Annotated in this window: 17 protein-coding genes and 1 pseudogene; 7 read left to right on the forward strand and 11 right to left on the reverse strand. The window is 71.9% G+C overall.

Annotated features, from left to right (window positions below):
• Positions 1-212: 212 nt before the first annotated feature.
• Together AB0D93_RS05655 and AB0D93_RS05660 are read right to left on the reverse strand one after the other, a co-directional pair.
• Positions 213-1397 (reverse strand): serine hydrolase domain-containing protein, encoded by a 1185-nt coding sequence (locus AB0D93_RS05655; RefSeq protein ID WP_362113433.1) that lies wholly within the window; start codon positions 1395-1397, stop codon positions 213-215.
• Positions 1337-2635, reverse strand: a complete 1299-nt coding sequence (locus AB0D93_RS05660) for a multidrug effflux MFS transporter (protein ID WP_362113436.1) — start codon at positions 2633-2635, stop codon at positions 1337-1339. Before AB0D93_RS05660 ends, AB0D93_RS05655 begins: the two co-directional genes overlap by 61 nt.
• A 141-nt stretch (positions 2636-2776) precedes the next feature.
• Between AB0D93_RS05660 and AB0D93_RS05665 the strand changes: the two genes are divergently transcribed.
• Both AB0D93_RS05665 and AB0D93_RS05670 read left to right on the forward strand, forming a co-directional pair.
• A complete protein-coding gene (locus tag AB0D93_RS05665) occupies positions 2777-3778 on the forward strand; it encodes a Gfo/Idh/MocA family oxidoreductase (RefSeq protein ID WP_362113439.1) in 1002 nt (333 codons plus the stop codon).
• A 56-nt stretch (positions 3779-3834) separates the two neighbouring features.
• Positions 3835-4593 (forward strand): SDR family oxidoreductase, encoded by a 759-nt coding sequence (locus tag AB0D93_RS05670; protein WP_362113442.1) that lies wholly within the window; start codon positions 3835-3837, stop codon positions 4591-4593.
• A gap of 256 nt (positions 4594-4849) precedes the next feature.
• Here AB0D93_RS05670 and AB0D93_RS05675 read toward each other — a convergent pair whose 3' ends face one another.
• On the reverse strand, positions 4850-6055 hold the full coding sequence (locus AB0D93_RS05675) for a serine hydrolase (protein ID WP_362113445.1): 1206 nt from the start codon (positions 6053-6055) through the stop codon (positions 4850-4852).
• A 199-nt stretch (positions 6056-6254) separates the two neighbouring features.
• On the opposite strand from AB0D93_RS05675, the pseudogene AB0D93_RS05680 reads away from it, so the two are divergent.
• Positions 6255-6404 (forward strand): annotated as a pseudogene (locus AB0D93_RS05680) (ABC transporter permease); the annotation flags it as partial.
• A gap of 186 nt (positions 6405-6590) precedes the next feature.
• On the opposite strand, the gene AB0D93_RS05685 reads toward AB0D93_RS05680, so the two are convergent.
• Positions 6591-7568 (reverse strand): aldo/keto reductase, encoded by a 978-nt coding sequence (locus AB0D93_RS05685; RefSeq protein ID WP_362113448.1) that lies wholly within the window; start codon positions 7566-7568, stop codon positions 6591-6593.
• A 54-nt stretch (positions 7569-7622) separates the two neighbouring features.
• The gene (locus AB0D93_RS05690; protein WP_362113451.1) at positions 7623-7949 is read right to left on the reverse strand and encodes a nuclear transport factor 2 family protein; all 327 of its coding nucleotides are present in this window, start codon (positions 7947-7949) and stop codon (positions 7623-7625) included.
• 155 nt (positions 7950-8104) lie between these two features.
• Here AB0D93_RS05690 and AB0D93_RS05695 point away from each other — a divergent pair, with 155 nt between their 5' ends.
• From AB0D93_RS05695 to AB0D93_RS05705, 3 genes are all read left to right on the forward strand, one after another.
• The gene (locus AB0D93_RS05695) at positions 8105-8659 is read left to right on the forward strand and encodes a DoxX family membrane protein (RefSeq protein WP_362113454.1); all 555 of its coding nucleotides are present in this window, start codon (positions 8105-8107) and stop codon (positions 8657-8659) included.
• A 26-nt stretch (positions 8660-8685) separates the two neighbouring features.
• Positions 8686-9039, forward strand: coding sequence for a MazG-like family protein (locus AB0D93_RS05700; protein ID WP_362113457.1), 354 nt, complete (start codon positions 8686-8688; stop codon positions 9037-9039).
• 466 nt (positions 9040-9505) lie between these two features.
• Positions 9506-10177 (forward strand): response regulator transcription factor, encoded by a 672-nt coding sequence (locus tag AB0D93_RS05705; RefSeq protein WP_362113460.1) that lies wholly within the window; start codon positions 9506-9508, stop codon positions 10175-10177.
• Positions 10178-10255: 78 nt separating this feature from the next.
• Here AB0D93_RS05705 and cysS read toward each other — a convergent pair whose 3' ends face one another.
• The 6 genes from cysS to AB0D93_RS05735 all read right to left on the reverse strand — a co-directional run bounded on the left by cysS (position 10256) and on the right by AB0D93_RS05735 (position 16694).
• A complete protein-coding gene (gene cysS / locus AB0D93_RS05710) occupies positions 10256-11656 on the reverse strand; it encodes a cysteine--tRNA ligase (RefSeq protein ID WP_362113463.1) in 1401 nt (466 codons plus the stop codon).
• Positions 11653-12861 (reverse strand): FAD-dependent monooxygenase, encoded by a 1209-nt coding sequence (locus tag AB0D93_RS05715; protein WP_362113466.1) that lies wholly within the window; start codon positions 12859-12861, stop codon positions 11653-11655. The genes cysS and AB0D93_RS05715 overlap by 4 nt, the downstream gene beginning before the upstream one ends.
• A gap of 20 nt (positions 12862-12881) precedes the next feature.
• A complete protein-coding gene (locus AB0D93_RS05720) occupies positions 12882-13994 on the reverse strand; it encodes a 3-dehydroquinate synthase II (protein ID WP_362113469.1) in 1113 nt (370 codons plus the stop codon).
• Entirely contained in the window at positions 13966-14802 is an 837-nt protein-coding gene (locus tag AB0D93_RS05725; RefSeq protein ID WP_362113472.1) for a 2-amino-3,7-dideoxy-D-threo-hept-6-ulosonate synthase, read from the reverse strand. Before AB0D93_RS05725 ends, AB0D93_RS05720 begins: the two co-directional genes overlap by 29 nt.
• Entirely contained in the window at positions 14799-16433 is a 1635-nt protein-coding gene (locus AB0D93_RS05730; RefSeq protein WP_362113475.1) for a fatty acid--CoA ligase family protein, read from the reverse strand. The genes AB0D93_RS05725 and AB0D93_RS05730 overlap by 4 nt, the downstream gene beginning before the upstream one ends.
• Before the next feature lie 78 nt (positions 16434-16511).
• Positions 16512-16694 (reverse strand): thiazolylpeptide-type bacteriocin, encoded by a 183-nt coding sequence (locus AB0D93_RS05735; protein WP_362113478.1) that lies wholly within the window; start codon positions 16692-16694, stop codon positions 16512-16514.
• Between the two features lie 235 nt (positions 16695-16929).
• Here AB0D93_RS05735 and AB0D93_RS05740 point away from each other — a divergent pair, with 235 nt between their 5' ends.
• Positions 16930-18522 carry a bifunctional 3-(3-hydroxy-phenyl)propionate/3-hydroxycinnamic acid hydroxylase gene (locus AB0D93_RS05740; RefSeq protein WP_362113481.1) on the forward strand — a complete coding sequence of 531 codons (1593 nt, stop codon included), beginning with the start codon at positions 16930-16932 and terminating at the stop codon, positions 18520-18522.
• The last annotated feature ends 97 nt before the right edge of the window (positions 18523-18619 follow it).

Consider the following 18619-nt stretch of genomic DNA (forward strand, 5'->3'; position numbering starts at 1 on the left):
ATTCTATGGCGCCGGGCCCTGCGGGGGCTCCGCCCATGGAAGCGCCCTGCTGGGTGCGGGCCCCTGCCGCAGGGCTCCACTTCCACGAGCGCCCTGCGCCGGTGCGGGCCTGCTGGGGGGCTCCGCCCCGAGACCCCCGTCCCATGCCCACCCATCACCCGTCCCGGCCGGCTGGAAAGGCACCGTCACGGGACCCCCCGTCACGGGACCCGTCACGGGATCACCGCTCGGGCCAGTCGCGTCGCCAGGCTCGCTCTCGGGCCGCTGTCCGCGGGCCTGCGTCTCGGGTGGACCGTGTTCGCCAGCAGGACCAGGAACGTGTCCGTCCTCGGGTCGAGGACGAGGGACGTGCCGGTGAAGCCCGTGTGGCCCGCCGCTCCGTGACCGGCGAGTTCGCCCATGAACCACGGCTGGTCGACGGCGAAGCCCAGCCCGGGCGGGGTCAGGAGCAGTTCGACGAAGTCGGGGCCGAGGATGCGGGCCGGGCCGTAGGAGCCGCCGGCGAGCAGGGCGCGGCAGAAGACGGCCAGGTCGCGGGCGGTGGAGAACAGGCCGGCGTGCCCGGCGACCCCGCCGAGCGCGAAGGCGTTCTCGTCGTGGACCACACCCCGCAGCATCCCGCGGTCCGCCTTGGCCCAGGGCCGCCGCTGGTCCTCGGTGGCGGCCGCGCCGGGGCACGGCCCGAAGCAGGTCGCGGTCATGCCGAGCGGACGGGTGATGCCGTCCTGCACGAGGACGTCGAGGGTCCGGCCGGTGAGGCGCTCCAGCACGGACTGGAGCAGGAGCATGTTCAGGTCGGAGTACCGGTACCGGCCGGGCTCGCTCGTCGGGGCCTCCGCGCGGAGCAGGGAGAGCCTGGTGGCGTCGTCGGGGCAGTCGTACAGCGGCAGTTCGGGCCGCAGCCCGGAGGTGTGCGTGAGCAGTTGCCGCACGGTGATGCCGTGGGCGGCCGCGGCGTGGAAGTCGGGCAGGTAGTCGCCGACCCGGGCGTCCATGCCGAGGGTGCCGCGCTCGATCTGCTGCACGGCGGCGACGGAGGTGAACAGCTTGGTGAGGGAGGCCAGGTCGAAGGGGGTGTCGGCGGTGGCCGGGACCCGTGCGGCGGGCGGCAGTTCGACACCGTTGTCGGTCTCGGGGTCGTAGGCGGAGTAGCGGACGGCCCAGCCCGCGGCCTCGGCCACGGCGATCACGGGCCCGCGGCCGGCCAGCACGACGGCGCCGGCCGCCCAGGGGCGGTCTCCGGCGGTGAGGGCGTGCACCTCGCCGACCAGGTGCTCCAGTTCGACCGGGTCGAGCCCGGCCCGTTCCGGTGTGTCGGCGCGCAGTCTCGGTGCGCTCAGTTCTCGTCTCCCTCCGACCCCGCACGTGTGTTCCCACGTGTTGTCCAGGGACGGCACATTCCCACGAAGCAGGCCGCCGCGACCAGTGCCCCCGCCAACTGGACCACCGCCATGGGTACGGCGGTGTGCTCCCCGGCGACACCGACGAGCGGTGAGGCGACCGCTCCGACGAGGAAGGAGGAGGTGCCGAGCAGCGCGGAGGCGGAGCCGGCGGCGTGCCGGGTGCGCAGCAGGGCGAGGGACTGGGCGTTGGGCAGCGTGATGCCCATGGCGGACATCAGGACGAAGAGCGCGGCGGCGACGGGGGCGAGGCCCACCTCGCCGAGGGCGCCGCCGGCCATCAGCAGCAGGGCGGTCGCGGCGAGGACGATCACCGTGAGACCGCAGGCCAGCACCTTCTCCAGGCTGACCCGGCCGACCAGCAGCTTGCCGTTGACCTGCCCGGCGACCACCAGTCCGACCGAGTTGAGGCCGAACAGCAGGCTGAACGTCTGCGGGGAGGCGCCGTAGATCTCCTGGATGACGAAGGGGGACGCGCTGACGTAGGCGAACAGCGCGGCGAAGGCGAAGCCGCCGGCCAGCATGTAGCCGGTGAAGGGCAGGTCGGCGAGCAGGGTGCGCATCGAGCGCAGGGCCTCCCCCACCCCGCCGGCGTGCCGCTCGGCCGGCGGCAGCGTCTCGGGCAGCCGCAGCCAGACGACGGCGGTGAGGACGAGGCCGACGACCGTGAGCACGGCGAACACGCCCCGCCAGTCGGTCACCCGGAGGATCTGCCCGCCGATGAGCGGCGCCACGATCGGGGCGGCCCCGGATATCAGCATCAGGGTGGAGAAGAAGCGGGCCATGGCCACGCCGTCGTAGAGGTCGCGTACGACGGCTCGCGCGATGACGACGCCGGCGGCACCGGCGAGGCCCTGCACCAGGCGGAACGCGACCAGGGTCTCGACGTCCGGCGCGAAGGCGCACAGGGCGGTCGCGAGCAGGTAGACGGCGAGCCCGGCCAGCAGCGGGCGGCGCCGGCCCCAGCGGTCGCTCATCGGGCCCACGACCAGCTGTCCGAGCGCGAGCCCGGCCATGCAGGCGGTCAGCGTGAGCTGGACGGTGACGGCGGGGGCGTGCAGGGAGCGGGTGACCTCCGGCAGGGACGGGAGGTACATGTCCATCGCGAGCGGGGTCGTCGCGGTGAGGCCGCCGAGGAGGAGGGTGACGAGGGGTCCGGTGCGGCGGGCCGGGCCGGACGGCGGTGCGGCGGTGGGCCGAGTCCTCGGTGTCGGTGCCGCCGCGTGCTCGTGCATCCGTCCCCTCCCTGTCCGTGGCCCTGTCCGTGGTCCCGTCCGAGGCCACCCGCCGGACACGACCGGCACCTATGCTCTCAGCTCGTACACAGTGCCGGGGCACACACGAGCGAGGGGCGGGGTTCGGCGGTGGAGCGGAAGGTGCGCTGGGGGATCCTGGCGACGGGCGGGATCGCGGCGGCGTTCGCGGCGGACCTGGTCGATCTGCCGGACGCGGAGGTCACCGCGGTGGCCTCGCGGCGGCGGGAGTCGGCGGAGCTGTTCGGGGAGAGGTTCGGGGCGGCGCGGGCGTACGGCGACTGGGAGTCGCTGGCGGCGGACCCGGACATCGATGTCGTGTACGTCGCCACTCCGCACACCGCGCACCGGGCGGCGGCCGGGCTGTGCCTCCAGGCCGGGCGGAACGTGCTGTGCGAGAAGCCGTTCACGCTGAACCTGCGCGAGACGCAGGAGCTCGTCGCGCTGGCGCGGGAGCACGACCGCTTCCTGATGGAGGCGATGTGGATGTACTGCAACCCGCTGGTGCGGCGGCTGAAGGCGCTGGTGGACGACGGGGCGATCGGCGAGGTGCGCACGGTGCAGGCCGACTTCGGGCTGGCCGGCCCCTTCCCGCCGGCGCACCGGCTGCGGGACCCGGCCCTGGGCGGCGGGGCGCTGCTCGACCTGGGCGTGTACCCGGTGTCGTTCGCACAGCTGCTGCTGGGCGAGCCGGACGCGGTCGCGGGCAGCGCGCAGCTCTCGCCGGAGGGCGTCGACCTCCAGACGGGCGCGGTGCTGTCCTGGGAGAGCGGGGCGATGGCCGCGCTGCACTGCTCGATCGTCGGCGGTACGGGCGGCACCGCCTCGGTGACCGGTTCGCGCGGCCGGATCGACGTGCCGTCCGGCTTCTTCCACCCGGAGCGGTTCGTGCTGCACCGTGACGGCCGCGACCCCGAGGAGTTCACCGCCGACCCGGCCGACGGGCCGCGCACCAGCCTGCGGCACGAGGCGGTCGAGGTGATGCGGGCGCTGCGGGCGGGCGAGAAGGAGTCGCCGCTGGTGCCGCTGGAGGGCTCGCTGGCGGTGATGCGCACGCTGGACGCGGTGCGGGAACGGATCGGCGTGCGGTACCCCGGGGAGACGGTGACCGTCGGCGTCGGATAACCGTATGGCGGACATGGCATTCCGCATGGCGGACTTTCCGCCTACGCTGCGGAGGCATGACCGACAGGGAATCGAAGATCGCGGTGGTGACCGGCGCCGGGTCCGGCATCGGGCGGGCCGTCGCCGTGGAACTGCTGCGGGCCGGCTGGTCGGTGGCGCTGGCCGGCCGGCGCACCGGGACGCTGGAGGAGACGGCGACGCTGGCGCCGCAGGGCACCTCCCTCGCCGTACCCACCGACGTGTCCCGGCCCGGGGACGTGGACGCGCTGTTCGCGGCGACCGTGGACCGGTTCGGGCGGGTGGACCTGCTGTTCAACAACGCGGGAACCTTCGGGCCCGGCGGCGTCCCGGTCGAGGAACTGCCCTACGACGCCTGGCGGCACGTGGTGGACACCAACCTCAACGGGGCGTTCCTGTGCGCGCAGGCGGCGTACCGGCGGATGAAGGAGCAGGATCCGCAGGGCGGCCGGATCATCAACAACGGATCCATTTCCGCCCATACGCCCCGCCCGCTCTCGGTCGCCTACACCGCGACCAAGCACGCGCTGACCGGCCTGACCAAGTCGCTGTCGCTGGACGGGCGTCCGTACCGCATCGCAGTCGGGCAGATCGACATCGGCAACGCGGCGACGGACATGACGCAGCGCATGCAGACCGGCGCGCTCCAGGCGAACGGCCAGGTGGCGCCGGAGCCGGTGATGGACGTGGCCGATGTGGCGCGGACCGTGCGGCACATGGCCGAGCTGCCACTGGAGGCGAACGTGCAGTTCGCGACCGTGCTGGCGACGGCGATGCCGTACGTCGGGCGGGGCTGAGGACGGGACCGGGGAGGGGGCCTGGGTACGGGCTCGGCTCGACGTCACAAACGGAATTCGAACATCCGCGGTATTGCGGCACGTCGAGCACGTATGCTCAACTTTCCTCCACGAGAGCTTCACAGTTGGAGCACGGGGCTTCCGGGGCCAACACCGATGGGGGGAAGCGGCGGCCGTTCCACCGGACCGGAGTTGGGGGTGGACCTCGCGCGGGACGCGGGGTGCGCACCGGTCGGTGGAACGGCCGCCGCACAATTCAGCGCCGGTGCCTCCCACTCGGCTCCACCGTCTCGGCGGCTTCCTCGGGCGCCGCGGCCGCCGCCGCGACCGCCCTGCGGCGCCGTTTCACCACCATGGCCGCACCCGCCGCCAGCAGCAGCGCGGTGAGCCCCGCGCCCTCCGCCACCCGGCCGGTCGACGGGCCGCCGGAACCCGGGGCCGAGGCGCCGGCCGCACCCGGTGCCGCCTTCCGCGCGGGTGCCGGGGACGCCTTCGCCCCGCCCTCGCTGAGCGGATCGACCAGCGTGCCCACGGGCTGTGCCGAACGGCCGCGTTCGAAGCCCCAGTCGAGCAGCGCGGCGGTCTGCTCGTAGACGGCGTTGCTGCCGGTGGACGGGTGCATCACGGTGACCAGCAGGGTGCGCCCGCCCCGGGTGGCCGCGCCGGTGAAGGTGTTGCCGGCGTTGCTGGTGTAGCCGTTCTTGACGCCGATCAGGCCGTCGTACGTCTTCAGACCCCACGCCCCCGTCAACAGGCGGTCAGTGTTCTGGATCTGGAAGGTCTTCTTGCCGCCCGCCGGGAAGTTCGCGGTCCTGGTGCCGCAGTAGCCCCGGAAGTCGGCGTCCTTCAGGCCGTGGCGGGCGAACAGCGTGAGGTCGTACGCCGAGGAGATCTGGCCCGGGTGGTCGAAGCCGTCGGGGCTGACCACATGGGTGTCCAGGGCCTGCAGGTCCTCGGCCTTGGCCTGCATCTCGGCGACGGTCCTGGCGATGCCGCCGTTCATGTGGGAGAGCACGTGCACGGCGTCGTTGCCGGAGCGCAGGAACACGCCCTGCCACAACTGCTCGACCGTGTAGGTGATGCCGGGCTTGACGCCGACCAGGCTGGAGCCGAACGGGACGTCGGCGAGGTCGGCGTCGGTCACCTTGTAGCGCTGGGCGCGGTCGAACTTCTTCAGCACGGTGTCCGCGAACAGCATCTTCAGCGTGGACGCGGGCGGGAGCCGCCGGTGCGCGTTGAACGAGGCGAGGACCTCGCCGCTCTCGTGGTCCGCGATGAGCCACGAGCGGGCCGTGAGTTTGTCGGGCAGTCCGGAGGCGCCGCGCACCTGGACGCCGCCACGGGCCAGCCGCTCACCCCCGATGACGGTGGTCGCGGCGGCCTCGGTGGCCGTGGACAGCGGAAGGGCGGCGGCCGTCAGTCCGAGGAGGGCACGCCGGCTGAGCCGGGAACATTCACGCACCCCGGGACCGTACACCGCGCCCAGCAGCGGATTCCTCGATCGAGGGCCGGAACGGCCGGGAATTTGCCGCGTCATGAAAATACGATCAGTCACCCCGGTTTCTCAGCCCGTACACATCCTTTGCAGAGGGTGGCTCAAAGGTTCCTCCCCAGCTTGTGGCCGCGCCCACAGCGGGCGTCAAGAACCTTCGAGGAACGGGATGTCTGGCATCTGTCTCAGGCGCGAGCCGAGCCGCCGCGAGAAGGCCGCTCTGGTCGTCGCCATGGGCCTGGCGCTCGGTATCGCGCTGGTCATCACCGTGAACTCGGTGTCGGCCGGCATGACCAAGTCGCAGGACGAGGTCCTGAAATAGCTCTACTTCACGTGCGACGCGAAGTCCGGCGACAGGACCAGCCAGGGCGGCGGGGCGCAGGGGCGGTACGGACAGGGGCAGTACGCGCAGGAGGGACACGCCCAGCAGCCGTACGCGCAACGGCCGTACGGTGGCCACGGCCACTGACCCGCTCCCGGTTCCCGGCTCAGGCGGGCGGGCCGCTCACCTCCCGAGAAGCTGGCCGATCTCGGCCAGCTGCGCGGCGGTGAAGGGCCCCTTCTCCATGGCGCCCGCGTTCTGCTCCGCCTGGGCGACCGAGCGGAAGCCCGGGATGGGCACCGTGCGCGGGCTGCGGGCCCAGATCCAGGCCAGGGCGCCCTGCGCGAGGGTGCGTCCACCGCTGGTGAGGACCTCCCGCAGGGCGTCGACCCGGCCGACCCACTCCGGATCGGCGCCGGATCCGTCCCCGAAGCCCCGCAGCCAGGCCGGCGGCCGGCTGCGGATGTCCCCGGCCTCCAGCGGGACCTGCCGCTTCCCCGCCAGCAGCCCCATGGCGAGCGGACCGCGGTTGATGCTCGCGAGCTCCGACCGCTCGCACAGCTCGAGGAGTTCGGGAGCGTCGTTCAGCACGTTGAGCGTGTGCTGTACGGCGGTGCAGTGCGGCCCCTCGGCGAAGACGGCGGCGCGCTCGGGGTCGTCGGTGCTCCAGGCGTAGCCCCGGATGAGCCCTTCCCCCACCAACTCCTCGCACGCGTCCCGGAGTTCGCCGGCACGGTCGGGGTCGGCGTCGGAGATGTGCAGCTGGTACAGATCGACGTGGTCGGTGCCGAGACGGCGCAGGGAGGCGGTGAGGGCCCGGCGGACGTACGCGGGGCTGTCGTCCTGGCCGTCGGCGGTGCGGGTGGCCGGGTCGAAGACGTTGCCCCACTTGGTGGCGAGCACGACGTCCTCGCGTCGCTTGCCGAGGGCACGGCCGAGAACCTCCTCGCTGTGCCCGGTGCCGTAGCAGTCGGCGGTGTCGAAGAAGGTGACACCGAGGTCGAGGGCGCGGTGCACGGCCCGTACGGACTCCTCGTCGTCCACCTTCCCCCAGCCGAGCGGCTGCCCGTCGGCGGACTGCCACTCACCCCCGATGGCCCAGCAGCCGAAACCGAGCGCGCTGACTTCGATCCCGCTGCGTCCCAGAGTTCTCTTCGTCATGCCGAGGACGGTAGGAGTTGAAGCGCACACGAAGACAAGCCCCGCGGAAGGTCTTCACGCCTGCCCGGTCTCGAAGCGGGAGATCCGCCCGTCGTCCTCGACGGTGAAGGTCCACTTGGTGCGCATCTCGCCCCAGGTGTCGTTGCGGTAGCGGGCGAGGAGGGCCCGGCCGCCGGAGGACTCGTTGTCGACCTCCATATGGCCGTTGGAGGAGAAGATCTCCTCGTCGATCCACTCGGCGAGGTCACGGTCGGAGCCGTCGTCGGCCATGGTCGCGCCGGGCGCCAGGAGGGCCATGAACCGCTCCCGGTCGTGGGAGTTGACGGCGTTGACGAAGGCCCGGACGGCCGGATCGCTGAGCTTGGCTGGCTGAATCGTCATGGCGTCAGGGTCACACCGCCGCCCCTGACCCGCCACCCGAACGCCCTCCACGACGGGCCGACGGGTGTCACAGCTGCGACGGTGGATACACGAGCCTCACCGTCTCTCCACTTCGCCGTCCCTCCGTCTCTCCTTCTCTCCGTTTGGGAGTCACCGTGTTCTGTTACGACCGACGTGATCTGGGCCTGCTGCTGCTCCGGCTGGGGACCGGCGGGGTGCTGGCCGCGCACGGCGCGCAGAAGCTGTTCGGCTGGTTCGGCGGACACGGTCTGGAGGGCACCGGTCAGTTCATGGAGTCCGTCGGCTACGTACCCGGCAGGGCGAGCGCGACGGCGGCGGGCCTCGCGGAGGCCGGCGGCGGCACCCTCCTCGCCCTGGGCCTGGCCACCCCGGCGGCCGGCGCGTCGGCGGCCGGCGCGATGGCGGGCGCGGCGGCGGTCCACGCGCCCAACGGCTTCTTCGCCCAGGACGGCGGATACGAGTACGCGGCGAGCCTCGGCCTCGCGGCAGCGGGCCTCGCGATCACGGGCCCCGGCCGCCTCTCCGTCGACCACGCGCTGGGGCACGTCTTCGACCGGGGGTGGATGGTGCCGGTGGCCCTGGGGATCACGGCGGCGGGGACGGCCCTGGTGGTGGGGGCGCGGAACAGGCGGGTGCGGGCGAAGGCGGAGGGGGAGCAGGAGGTGTTGTTCGAGGAGTTCGAGGAGTAGGCCGGCCGCGTGGCAGGCTGCGGGGCATGACCGATCAGCACCCCGCCCCCGCCCTCTGGCCCGCCGTCGACGACCTGTGGTCCCGCCTGGAGGCCACCCGCGCCCACCCCGGCCAGGAGGGCCTTCTCCTGCGCATCCTCAAGCTGTCGGAAGAGGTCGGCGAGGTCGCGGAAGCGGTGATCGGGGCAACCGGGCAGAATCCACGCAAGGGGACCACCCACTCCTGGGAAGACGTCCAGGCGGAACTCTGCGACGTGGCGATCACCGCACTCGTGGCCCTGCGCACCCTCACGCCCGACGCCGAGGCGGTTTTCGGCCGACACCTGAAAAAAGTGAGTGAGCGTCAACTCCGGCCCGCACACCCCGCACAACCCCAGTGACACCAAAGATCACCTCACGTACGGCACAGTTAAGGCTCAGTTTTTCCTCAAGCGGTACACAGATCGCACGCGCGTGCCTAAAGTGGCCCTCGTGAGTGAATGAAGCTACACATCTGGCCATTCGGGGGCGCGTGGTTGGCCAGTAGCCTGCCTGATCGCGGTTTCATCTCCGGCTTGCGCACCCCCAGTGCCAACGCAGCGAAGCAGTGCCCTGTGCTCACCACGCCCCAAGGGCCGTGAGCAGCGGAGAGTCACCCGGTACGGAAGGCCCCACACCATGCGTTTCACCCGCAAGGCTTCCCAAGGAAACGCTCACTCCGTCGCCTCTCGCGCACTCATCCGCACGTCACACGGTCCCGGGTGACGGCAGGCCCCGCCCTGCCCCGACGAACCCACCACCAATTCATCACCCTCTCACCGGGCATACCCGCTTGCCCCATGCATCCGGGCGCCGTGGTGATTAGGCATGCCCGCACCCGGTCCGGAAACCGGCCGCACACGGAGACGTAAGTTCAGAACGGGGGAGAAAAACATGGCTATTCGCGTAGTCGTCGCCGAACAGAATGTGTTGACATTGGAGGCGATCGCCGAATCACTCCGGAATGTCGGAAAGTTTGACATCGTTGGCACGGTCACCGAGCCCCAGCATCTCATCACCACCACGGTACGGGCCCGTCCCGAGGTCGCCGTGGTGGATGCGACGGGCTTCGAGTGGGAGGCCCTGCACCTGACACAGGAGATACGGAAGGCCAGCCCCAGACTGGGCATCACCTTGATGACCCCCTCCCCCACCCGTGACCTCGTCGACAAGGCGCTCAAGGCCGGCGTGCTGGGTGTCGTGTCGAAGAACACCGGTCTGCAGCACCTCATCGACGCGATCCGCGGTACGGCGGCGGGCTACGTGACCATCGATCCGACCCTGCTGTGCAGCGGGCCGGTGAAGTGCGGCCCCCTGACCGAGCGGGAGGCGGAGATCCTGCGGCTGACGGCGTCCGGCGCCTCCGTGAAGGAGATCGCGCACGACATGTACCTCGCGGCCGGCACGGTACGCAATCTGACCTCGGCCGCCATCAAGAAGCTCAACGCGCGCAACCGCTTCGACGCGGCCCGCATCGCCAGTGAGCGATGTTGGATCTGACCGCCCCCCTCTCGTCACCAAAAGGCTGTGCCGCCCGGGCGTCCGGGCGGCACAGCCGTTTCACTCCGTCAGGCGGGGTCAGCGCCGGCCGGGAGTCCAGCGGGGGCCCTGCGGGCTGTCCTCGACGACCAGGCCGGACTGCCCCAGCTGGTCACGGATGGCGTCGGCGGTGGCCCAGTCCTTGCGGGCACGGGCCGCCTCCCGCTGCTCCAGCACCAGCCGGACCAGACCGTCGACCACACCGTGCAGATCCTCACCCCGGCCGGACTCACCCGCCCACTGCTCATCCAGCGGATCCAGACCCAGGACCCCCAGCATGGCCCGCACCTCGGCCAGCCGGGCCACCGCCGCGTCCTTGTCGTCCGCGGACAGCGCACTGTTGCCCTGCCGAACCGTCGTGTGCACCACCGCCAGGGCCTGCGGCACACCCAGATCGTCGTCCATCGCATCCGCGAACGCCGGCGGCACCTCCGCCGACGGCTCCACACTCCTGCCCGCCAGCTCCGTCACCCGCTGCACGAAACCCTCGATCCGCGCGAACGCCGACTCCGCCTCGCGCAGCGCCTCCTCGCTGTACTCGATCATCGACCGGTAATGCGGAGTACCCAGGTAGTAACGCAGCACGACCGGCCGCCACGCCCTGACCATCTCCGACACCAGCACACTGTTGCCCAGCGACTTGGACATCTTGTCGCCGGCCATCGTCACCCAGGCGTTGTGCACCCAGTACCGGGCGAACTCGTCACCAAAGGCCCGGGCCTGAGCGATCTCGTTCTCGTGGTGCGGGAAGATCAGGTCCAGGCCGCCGCCGTGGATGTCGAAGGCGGAGCCGAGATACTTGTGCGCCATCGCCGAGCACTCCAGATGCCAGCCCGGACGGCCCTCACCCCACGGCGTCGGCCAGGTCGGCTCCCCCGGCTTGGCCGCCTTCCACATCGCGAAGTCCCGCGGATCCCGCTTACCGGTCTCCCCCTCACCGGCCGGCTGCAGCAGATTGTCCAGCTCCTGCCTCGACAGCTGCAGGTAGTCGGGGAAGGAACGCACGTCGAAGTACACGTTGCCGTCGGCGGCGTAGGCGTGCCCCCGGTCGATGAGACGCCGCATCATCTCGGTCATCTCGGTGACATGACCCGTGGCACGCGGCTCGTAGGTCGGCGGCAGGCAGCCCAGCGCGGTGTAGCCGTCGTTGAAGGCCCGCTCGTTGTCGTACCCGATCGACCACCACGGCCGGCCCTGTTCAGCCGCCTTCGCGATGATCTTGTCGTCGATGTCCGTGACGTTCCGGATGAACGTCACCTCATAACCCCGATAGGCGAACCAGCGACGCATGATGTCGAAGTTCAGACCCGAGCGGATGTGCCCGATGTGCGGCGCCGCCTGCACCGTGGCACCACACAGGTAGATCGAGACACAACCCGGCCTGAGCGGGACGAAGTCACGGATCTGCCGGGCACCGGTGTCGTACAGGCGGATCGTCATGCGCGTCCCCCGATCCGTGCGCCGGCCCGGCGGGCCTCCGTCAGCACGTCGTAGCCGTAGAGCCAGGCCATGCGCCGCAGTTGTACGTTTCCCACCAGCTCCAAGTCCCTTCGGCGCTGCTCCGCCCCGTCGGCCATGTGCATGATGCGCGCGTTGTGCCGTGATTCGCGCTGAATGAGCGTCGTGCGGGGCGCGCGCAGTTCCTGGTACTGGCGCAGCGCGCCGGGGATGTCGTCCTGCTGGGCGAGGCAGACGGCCAGGGCCGCGGCGTCCTCGACGGCCTGGTTCGCGCCCTGGGCGAGGAAGGGCAGCATGGAATGGGCCGCGTCACCGAGTACGGTGATCCGCCGTGAACTCCAGGTGTGCAGGGGGTCCCGGTCGTGCAGGGCCCAGCACCGCACGTCGTCCGTGGCCTCCAGCAGGCGCCGTGCGCCCTCGTTCCAGTCGGCGTACTCCGCGAGCAGTCGCGCCCGGTCGCCGGTGGCGGACCACGACTCGGTCTTCGGGTGCGGCAGCGGAGCGGTGGCGGCGAAGCTGATCAGACGGCCGCCCGCCACCGGATAGCACACGCAGTGCTTCCCCGGTCCCATCCACATCCGCACCCTGGGCTCCCGGGCCGACTCCGGCAGCCTCCGGGCGGGCACGAGGCCGCGGTAGACGGCGTTGCCGGAGTACACGGGTTCGTCGCGCACGAGCGCGTCCCTCACCGCCGAGTGGATGCCGTCGGCACCGACGACCAGGTCCGCCGTGCGGCGCGAGCCGTCCGCGAAAAGAAGGTCGACGCCCCGGTCGTGTTCCTCCGCCCGCACCAGCCGGCTGCCGAGGGACAGCCGGTCCATGCCGACGGCCCGCAGCAGCACGTCGTGCAGGTGGGCGCGGTGCAGCGTGTAGTAGGGCGCCCCGTACAGCTCTTGGCACAGGTCGCCCAGCACGGTCAGCGAGAGCACCTGGTCGTCGTGCCAGCGCCGTATCTCCATCGTCTCGGGCACGACGGCGACCGCGTGCAGCTCGTCGGCCAGACCGAGCCGGTTCAGCAGCCGCACCGCGTTCGGCGCCAACTGGATGCCGGCGCCGACCTCGGAGAGCCGCGTGGCCTGCTCGTACACCCGGTACCGCACGCCGGCCCGCGCCAGAGCGAGGGCCAGGGTCAGTCCGCCGATGCCCGCGCCGATCACCGCGACGGCCGGCGCGTCCGTCTCGCCCATGATCCTCCTTCGCGCGTCCGTTACTGCTCGCGGCAGAACTCGTCGATCGGGTAGCCGACGTGCCGGTCCGCCGTCGGCAGATGACCCAGCACCCGGTCCCCGGGCTTGAGTTCGGTGCTGTTGAGTACGGCGCCACCGGGACCGAGGACGCGTACGTGCCAGTCGTCCTGGAGGATCAGGTTGACCTCCCGCCCGTCGCCCGCCACGGCGTCGACCGAGATGAGCGGCCGGGTCTCGATCTTGACCCGGCCGACGGGGACGACCCGGGTCCGGCCCTTGACGTCGACGGCCAGCACCCTGCTCCCGGCGCGCAGTTCGCTGAGGTACTGGGTGCGGCCGGCGGCGGCCACCGTGTACGAGTGGATCGCGCCGGCGTTGACCCGGAAGGGGCGGGTCGGCATGTAGGGCAGCGGATGCGTCTCGCTGACACAGAGGATCATGCCCTTGGAGTGCGAACCGACCAGGATGCCCTCGTCCTCGCGCAGGTAGGCGCAGGTGTCGACGCAGGCCCGCTCGCCCATCCCGATGTGCGCGGTGGCGGTGATCTCCAGCTCGACCAGCTCCAGTTCGCCGGTGGTGCTCTGCGAGGCGCGTTTGAGGGCCGTCGCGTCACCGACCGCGCGGGCCTGCATCACGACCCCGTCCGAGCCCAGCTCCAGCACGCCGAAGATGATCTCCGCCTCCACCGGGTCGGCGGCACGCGTGATGATGGACCCCTCGGCGCCCGCGGCCGCGGCGATCACGATCTCCAGCGGAATCTTCGTCGGGTCCCGGAAGTCGAGCAGGCTCCACGGCTCCGTCCGGGCCGCCTCGCACGCCTCCTCCAGGCTCTCCGCGTCGGTGATCTCCACATGGCGTCCGAACTGCACGCCGGGGTGGGCCTCTTCGAGGGCGCGGCGCCGGGGGTGCCCGGAGGGCAGGACGACGATGTCGGCGCCGGCCGGGTCCGGTTCCTGCCGCGTCGGCCGGTCGTACAGGAGGACCTTGAGGACCGTGGGCGGCAGTCCGGCGAAGTCCGCCGGATCGTCGGTCACCAGGCCGTCGATGCGCTGGTGCACGGCCTCCTCCACGATGGCGGCCTTCGCGTCGCCGGCCGCGCGTAGGTCAAGCCAGCACAGCTTCTTTGCGCTCACTCCGCTGCCCTTCTGCCGTTGGTTCGAGACGGGGGTCGACGTCCGCGTGGATCAGCCGGGCCACGGCGGCGGCCGTGCGGCGCGGGTCGTCGGCCTGGAAGAGGTTGCGGCCCATCGCCACTCCGGCGGCCCCGCCGCGCAGGACGTCCCGCACATACGCGAGGACCTCCGGTTCGCTCCTGCGGGGTCCACCCGCGCACAGCAGCGGAACGGGGCAGGCGTCCGTCAGTTCGCGCAGGGCCGTGACGGACCCCGGGTAGGGGGCCTTGACGAGGTCCGCGCCGAGGTCGACGGCGACGGTGACGGCGTGCGCGACGAGTTCCGGATCGTGCGGGTCGGTGATCCTCGGGCCGCGCGGGTAGACCATCGCGAGCAGCGGCAGGTTCCACCGCTCGCAGCGCTCGGCCACCTGGCCGAGGTCCGCGATCTGCCGGCGTTCGTCGAGGGAGCCGAGGTTGACGTGCACGCTGACCGCGTCGGCCCCGAGCCGCAGGGCCTCCTCCACGCCGGTGACGAGGTATTTGGCGTCCGGATCGGGGGCGTGCGCGGTGCTCGCGTTGAGATGGACGATCACCGACATGGCGGAGAGGCTGGCGGGACGCAGATGACGCAGGCTGCCCTTGTGCACGACGACGGCGTCCATGCCGGCCTCCGCCAGCCGAGCGGTGAGTCCGTCGATGGTGGTGCCGCGCGGGACCACCGGTCCGTCGCTGATCGAGTGGTCGAGCGGGGCGATCGCCAGTCGCGCGGGATGGTGGCGGAAGAGCCGGGCCGTCCGCAGGGCGCGGGCGAAGTGCTGGTGTGTCACGCTGCCGTTCCTCTCTGCGCCGTACGGCTGACCGCCGGTTCCCCGTCCGCCCGGGAACGCAGGGACACCCGGTCCGGCTTGCCGTATGCGGTGAGCGGGATCTCCGCCCAACGGCTGAACCGCGCCGGTGCGTGGGCCGGGTTCAGCGCGGCGGTCACATGGCTTCGCAGTTCCGCGTCGGTGACCGTCGAGCCGACCGTCAGGGCGACGGCCGCGTGCACGTGCTCGACCCGGTCCGGGTCCTGAACGCCGAACACGACGGCCTGCCGCACCTCCGGGTGGGTGAGCAGCGCCGACTCGACGGCGGCCGGGTACACCTTCTGGCCGCCGGCCTTGATCACCTGGCCGACCCGGCCGACCAGGCGCAGATAGCCGTACCGGTCGAAGTGGCCGAGGTCCCCGGTGCGCAGCCATCCGTCCACCAGGACGTCGTCGGCGCACCCGGTGTCCCCGAGATAGCCGTCCATGAGGGTCGCCGACCGGGTCCACACCTCGCCGACCCGGCCGCGGTCCACCTCGGCTCCGGTGCGGGGGTCGCAGATGCGCACCCGCACCCAGGGGAAGGGGCGTCCGACCGTCGGCAGGAGTTCGGGCTCCCGGTGGTCGAGCGGGGTGAGGCTGGAGATGCCGCCGGCCTCGGTCGTGCCGTACAGCTGGATGACCGCGTCCCCGAAGAGCCGCACCGCCCCGGCGATCCGGTGGGGGGCGGCCGGGGTGCCGCTGTAGATCAGCCGGCGCAGGGAGGAGAGATCGGTGCGGGCTGTGTCCTCGTGGTCGATCAGGCGGTACAGGTGCGGGACGGCGAGATAGACGTCCTCGATGCGGTGTCCGGCGAAGGCCCGCAGGACGGCGGCGGCGTCGAACCCCTCGTGCAGGACCGCGCGGCCACCGCCGGCGAGGACGGAGTCGACCATGGAGCCGACCGTGTGGCTGACCGGTGTCACGGCCAGGATCCGTCCGGGCCGTTCGGGGTCGTTACGGCCGGGGAAGGCGGCGACGGTCGCGTTCCAGGTGCGGAACGACTGGGCGAGGCTCTTGGGCTGCCCGGTGCTTCCGCTGGTGAAGGTGACGATCGCGCGCCGGGCGGGGTCGTACGCGGGCAGCGCGGACGGCCGGGCCGGGCGGCCGGAGTACAGCGGCTGCGCGTCGGGCACGTCGGCGTCGGCCGTGACCAGGGTGAGGGGGGTCGCGGCCGAGGCGGCCAGCGACCGGCCGCGGTCGATGTGGGGCGCGTCCACGACCAGCACGCAGGCGCCGGTCTCCGCCAGGATCCGGGACTGCACCCGGTGCGGAAGCATATCGGCGTCGGTGCGGGGATTCGCGGCCCGGATGTAGACGACGCCGGCCCCCACCAAATGGGCCGCATAACGGGACACCAGCATGGCCGGGTGGTTGGACGACGTCAGGACAGCGATCGTCCGGCTCTTTTCCGCGGCACACCGCAGAAACACCTCGGCGGCTTTCATGACCTGCGCCGCGAGAAGTCCCGACGTCGTATCCCGGCCGCGCCAGTGCAGCACGTCGTAATCCGGCGTCCGGGACAGTCGGTGCAGAATGCGGAACGCATAGTTCTCGTGACTGCTCCAGGAATGGGGGATTTCCACGGAGAAGCCATCGGTGTCATTGGTCATGGCCCACCCGTCCGGGTCCCGGCGCGGTGCGCCTGCCCGGACGGACGGCCCGGGCAGGCGCACCACTCGCTTGCGAGGTCAGCAGCAGCAGCAGGAGGAGGACGACGACGAGGAGGAGCAGCACAGGTTGCCGCTACCGCTCGACGCACCCATCTCCGGCAGGGCGACGCTGTCGGAGACCTCCAGCACCTCCAGCTCCTCGATGTCGAAGCCGGCGAACAGCTTGTCGTCCATGGCCTTCTCGCTGGCGAGAGCGCTCATAGTTCTCTCCCTGGATTCAAGGATTGTGTCAGCCGATCGGCTGACGATGAGATGCTGCGGCCCGGCCGCCACGGCTGACAACCCCGGAAGGATCCCTGCTGACATTTATCACTTCTGGCCTTACAGCGATCACTTGTTACGGCAGACGCAAACGACAGCGGCAAGCCGCGGTAGTTAGCGTGAATCCGGTCCGCTTTCGGTACGCGGCCGTGGGCCAGATTCGGAGAACCGGTAAATGTACGACTGCGATGTGCTCGTCGTCGGTTACGGACCCGTCGGTCAGCTGCTGTCCCTGCTGCTGGCCCGCCGCGGCCGGCGGGTCGTGGCGGCCGAGCGTCGGCCGCACCCCTATCCGCTGCCCCGCGCCGTCGCCTTCGACGCGCAGGCGGCCCGCGTCCTGGCGGCGGCCGGACTGCACACGGAGCTCGACGCGATCGGCGAGCCGTCCCCCGACTACGTCGTGGTCGACGGTTCCGGCCGGACGCTGCTGCGCGTCCCGCTGGACCCCGGCGACGCCTTCCGCTGGCCCGATTCGACGTCGATGTACCAGCCGCGGCTGGAGGCGGCGTTGGCCGGCCACGGGGCGCGCTGTGCCACGCTCAGGGTGCTGCGCGGGCAGGAGGCGTTCCGTCTCACGGCGTACGACTCGCACGTCGAGGTCGGGCTCCGCGAAGCGGCATCGGGCGCGCACCGGACGGTACGCGCCCGGTGGGTGGTCGGCTGCGACGGCGCGGGCAGCTTCGTCCGTACGGCCATGGGCACATCGCTGACCGACCACGGTTTCTCGCACGACTGGATGGCCTGCGACGTGCTGCCGCACCGTCCGGAGGACTTCCCGGCGTGCAACGTGCAGTACGCCGACCCCCTGCGGCCGCGCGTCGCCGTCTCCGCCGGACCGGGGCGCAGGCGCTGGGAGTTCATGCGGCTGGCCGGCGAGTCCGCCGAGGAGTTCGCCGGTGCGGACAAGGCCTGGGAGCTGCTCGCCCTCTTCGGTGTCACGCGGGCCGACGCCACCCTGGTGCGGCACGCCGTGTACACCTTCGGGGCGCGGGTCGCGGACAGCTGGCGAGCGGGCCGTGTCCTGCTCGCCGGCGACGCCGCGCACCAGATGCCGCCGTTCGCCGGACAGGGCATGTGTACGGGCATCGGGGACGCGGCGACGCTGGCCTGGATGCTCGACCTGGTCCTGGCGGGCCGGGCGGGCGAGGCACTGCTCGACGGGTACGAGGCCGAGCGCGCACCGGAGGTACGACGGACCGTCGGGATGTCCACCCAGCTGGGCCGCATCATCTGCGTGACCGATCCGGAGGCGGCCGCGGAACGGGACCGGGCACTGCTCGGCTCCGGCGCCCGGCGGACACCCGACGACCGGGCCGCGTCGCCTCGCGCGTCCGGGCACCCGGCGGCGTTCGTGTACCGGTCGCCCGGGGGAGCGCCGGGCCGGGGCGCCGGGGTGCGGGTGCCGCAGCTGCGGCTGAGGGGTGCCGGTGTGCGGGAGGCGCGCGGGGAAGTGGTGGGAGACGGGCTCGTGCTGCTGTCCCTGGACGATCCGCTCGCGCTGCTCGAGCCGGGCCAGGCCGAGGAACTCACCCGTCTCGGCGCCCGCCTGGTGGAGGTCCTGCCCGCCGGTGCCGCTCCGGCCGGGGCGCCGGACCGCGCCGTGGACACCGACGGGGAACTCGCCGCCTGGCTGGGCGGGTTCGGGGCACGGGCCGTACTGATCCGCCCGGACTTCCGGGTGTACGGCGCCGGCCGGGACGGTGCGGAGATCTCGGCCGTCGTGCATGACCTGCTGGAGCGGCTCGGCGCGGTGCGGGCAGCGCGCTGACGGGGCCGCGCCCGCGGCCCCCGGCCGCGGACGTGCGGTCCGTGACCGCGGGGCCCGCGACCGTGGTGCGAAGGGGGCGCCGACCCGTGGTCGGCGC

It is taken from the genome of Streptomyces sp. NPDC048191, assembly GCF_040652655.1.
In the GTDB taxonomy this organism is placed as follows: Bacteria; Actinomycetota; Actinomycetes; order Streptomycetales; family Streptomycetaceae; genus Streptomyces.

Coding starts and splice junctions, on each gene's coding strand:
- AB0D93_RS05715 (WP_362113466.1), bottom strand. CDS start 12,861: ATGGGCGAGACGGACGCGCCGGCCGTCGCGGTGATCGGCGCGGGCATC.
- AB0D93_RS05685 (WP_362113448.1), bottom strand. CDS start 7,568: ATGACGAAGAGAACTCTGGGACGCAGCGGGATCGAAGTCAGCGCGCTC.
- AB0D93_RS05700 (WP_362113457.1), top strand. CDS start 8,686: ATGACCGATCAGCACCCCGCCCCCGCCCTCTGGCCCGCCGTCGACGAC.
- AB0D93_RS05730 (WP_362113475.1), bottom strand. CDS start 16,433: ATGACCAATGACACCGATGGCTTCTCCGTGGAAATCCCCCATTCCTGG.
- cysS (WP_362113463.1), bottom strand. CDS start 11,656: ATGACGATCCGCCTGTACGACACCGGTGCCCGGCAGATCCGTGACTTC.
- AB0D93_RS05660 (WP_362113436.1), bottom strand. CDS start 2,635: ATGCACGAGCACGCGGCGGCACCGACACCGAGGACTCGGCCCACCGCC.
- AB0D93_RS05705 (WP_362113460.1), top strand. CDS start 9,506: ATGCCCGCACCCGGTCCGGAAACCGGCCGCACACGGAGACGTAAGTTC.
- AB0D93_RS05670 (WP_362113442.1), top strand. CDS start 3,835: ATGACCGACAGGGAATCGAAGATCGCGGTGGTGACCGGCGCCGGGTCC.
- AB0D93_RS05735 (WP_362113478.1), bottom strand. CDS start 16,694: ATGAGCGCTCTCGCCAGCGAGAAGGCCATGGACGACAAGCTGTTCGCC.
- AB0D93_RS05740 (WP_362113481.1), top strand. CDS start 16,930: ATGTACGACTGCGATGTGCTCGTCGTCGGTTACGGACCCGTCGGTCAG.
- AB0D93_RS05690 (WP_362113451.1), bottom strand. CDS start 7,949: ATGACGATTCAGCCAGCCAAGCTCAGCGATCCGGCCGTCCGGGCCTTC.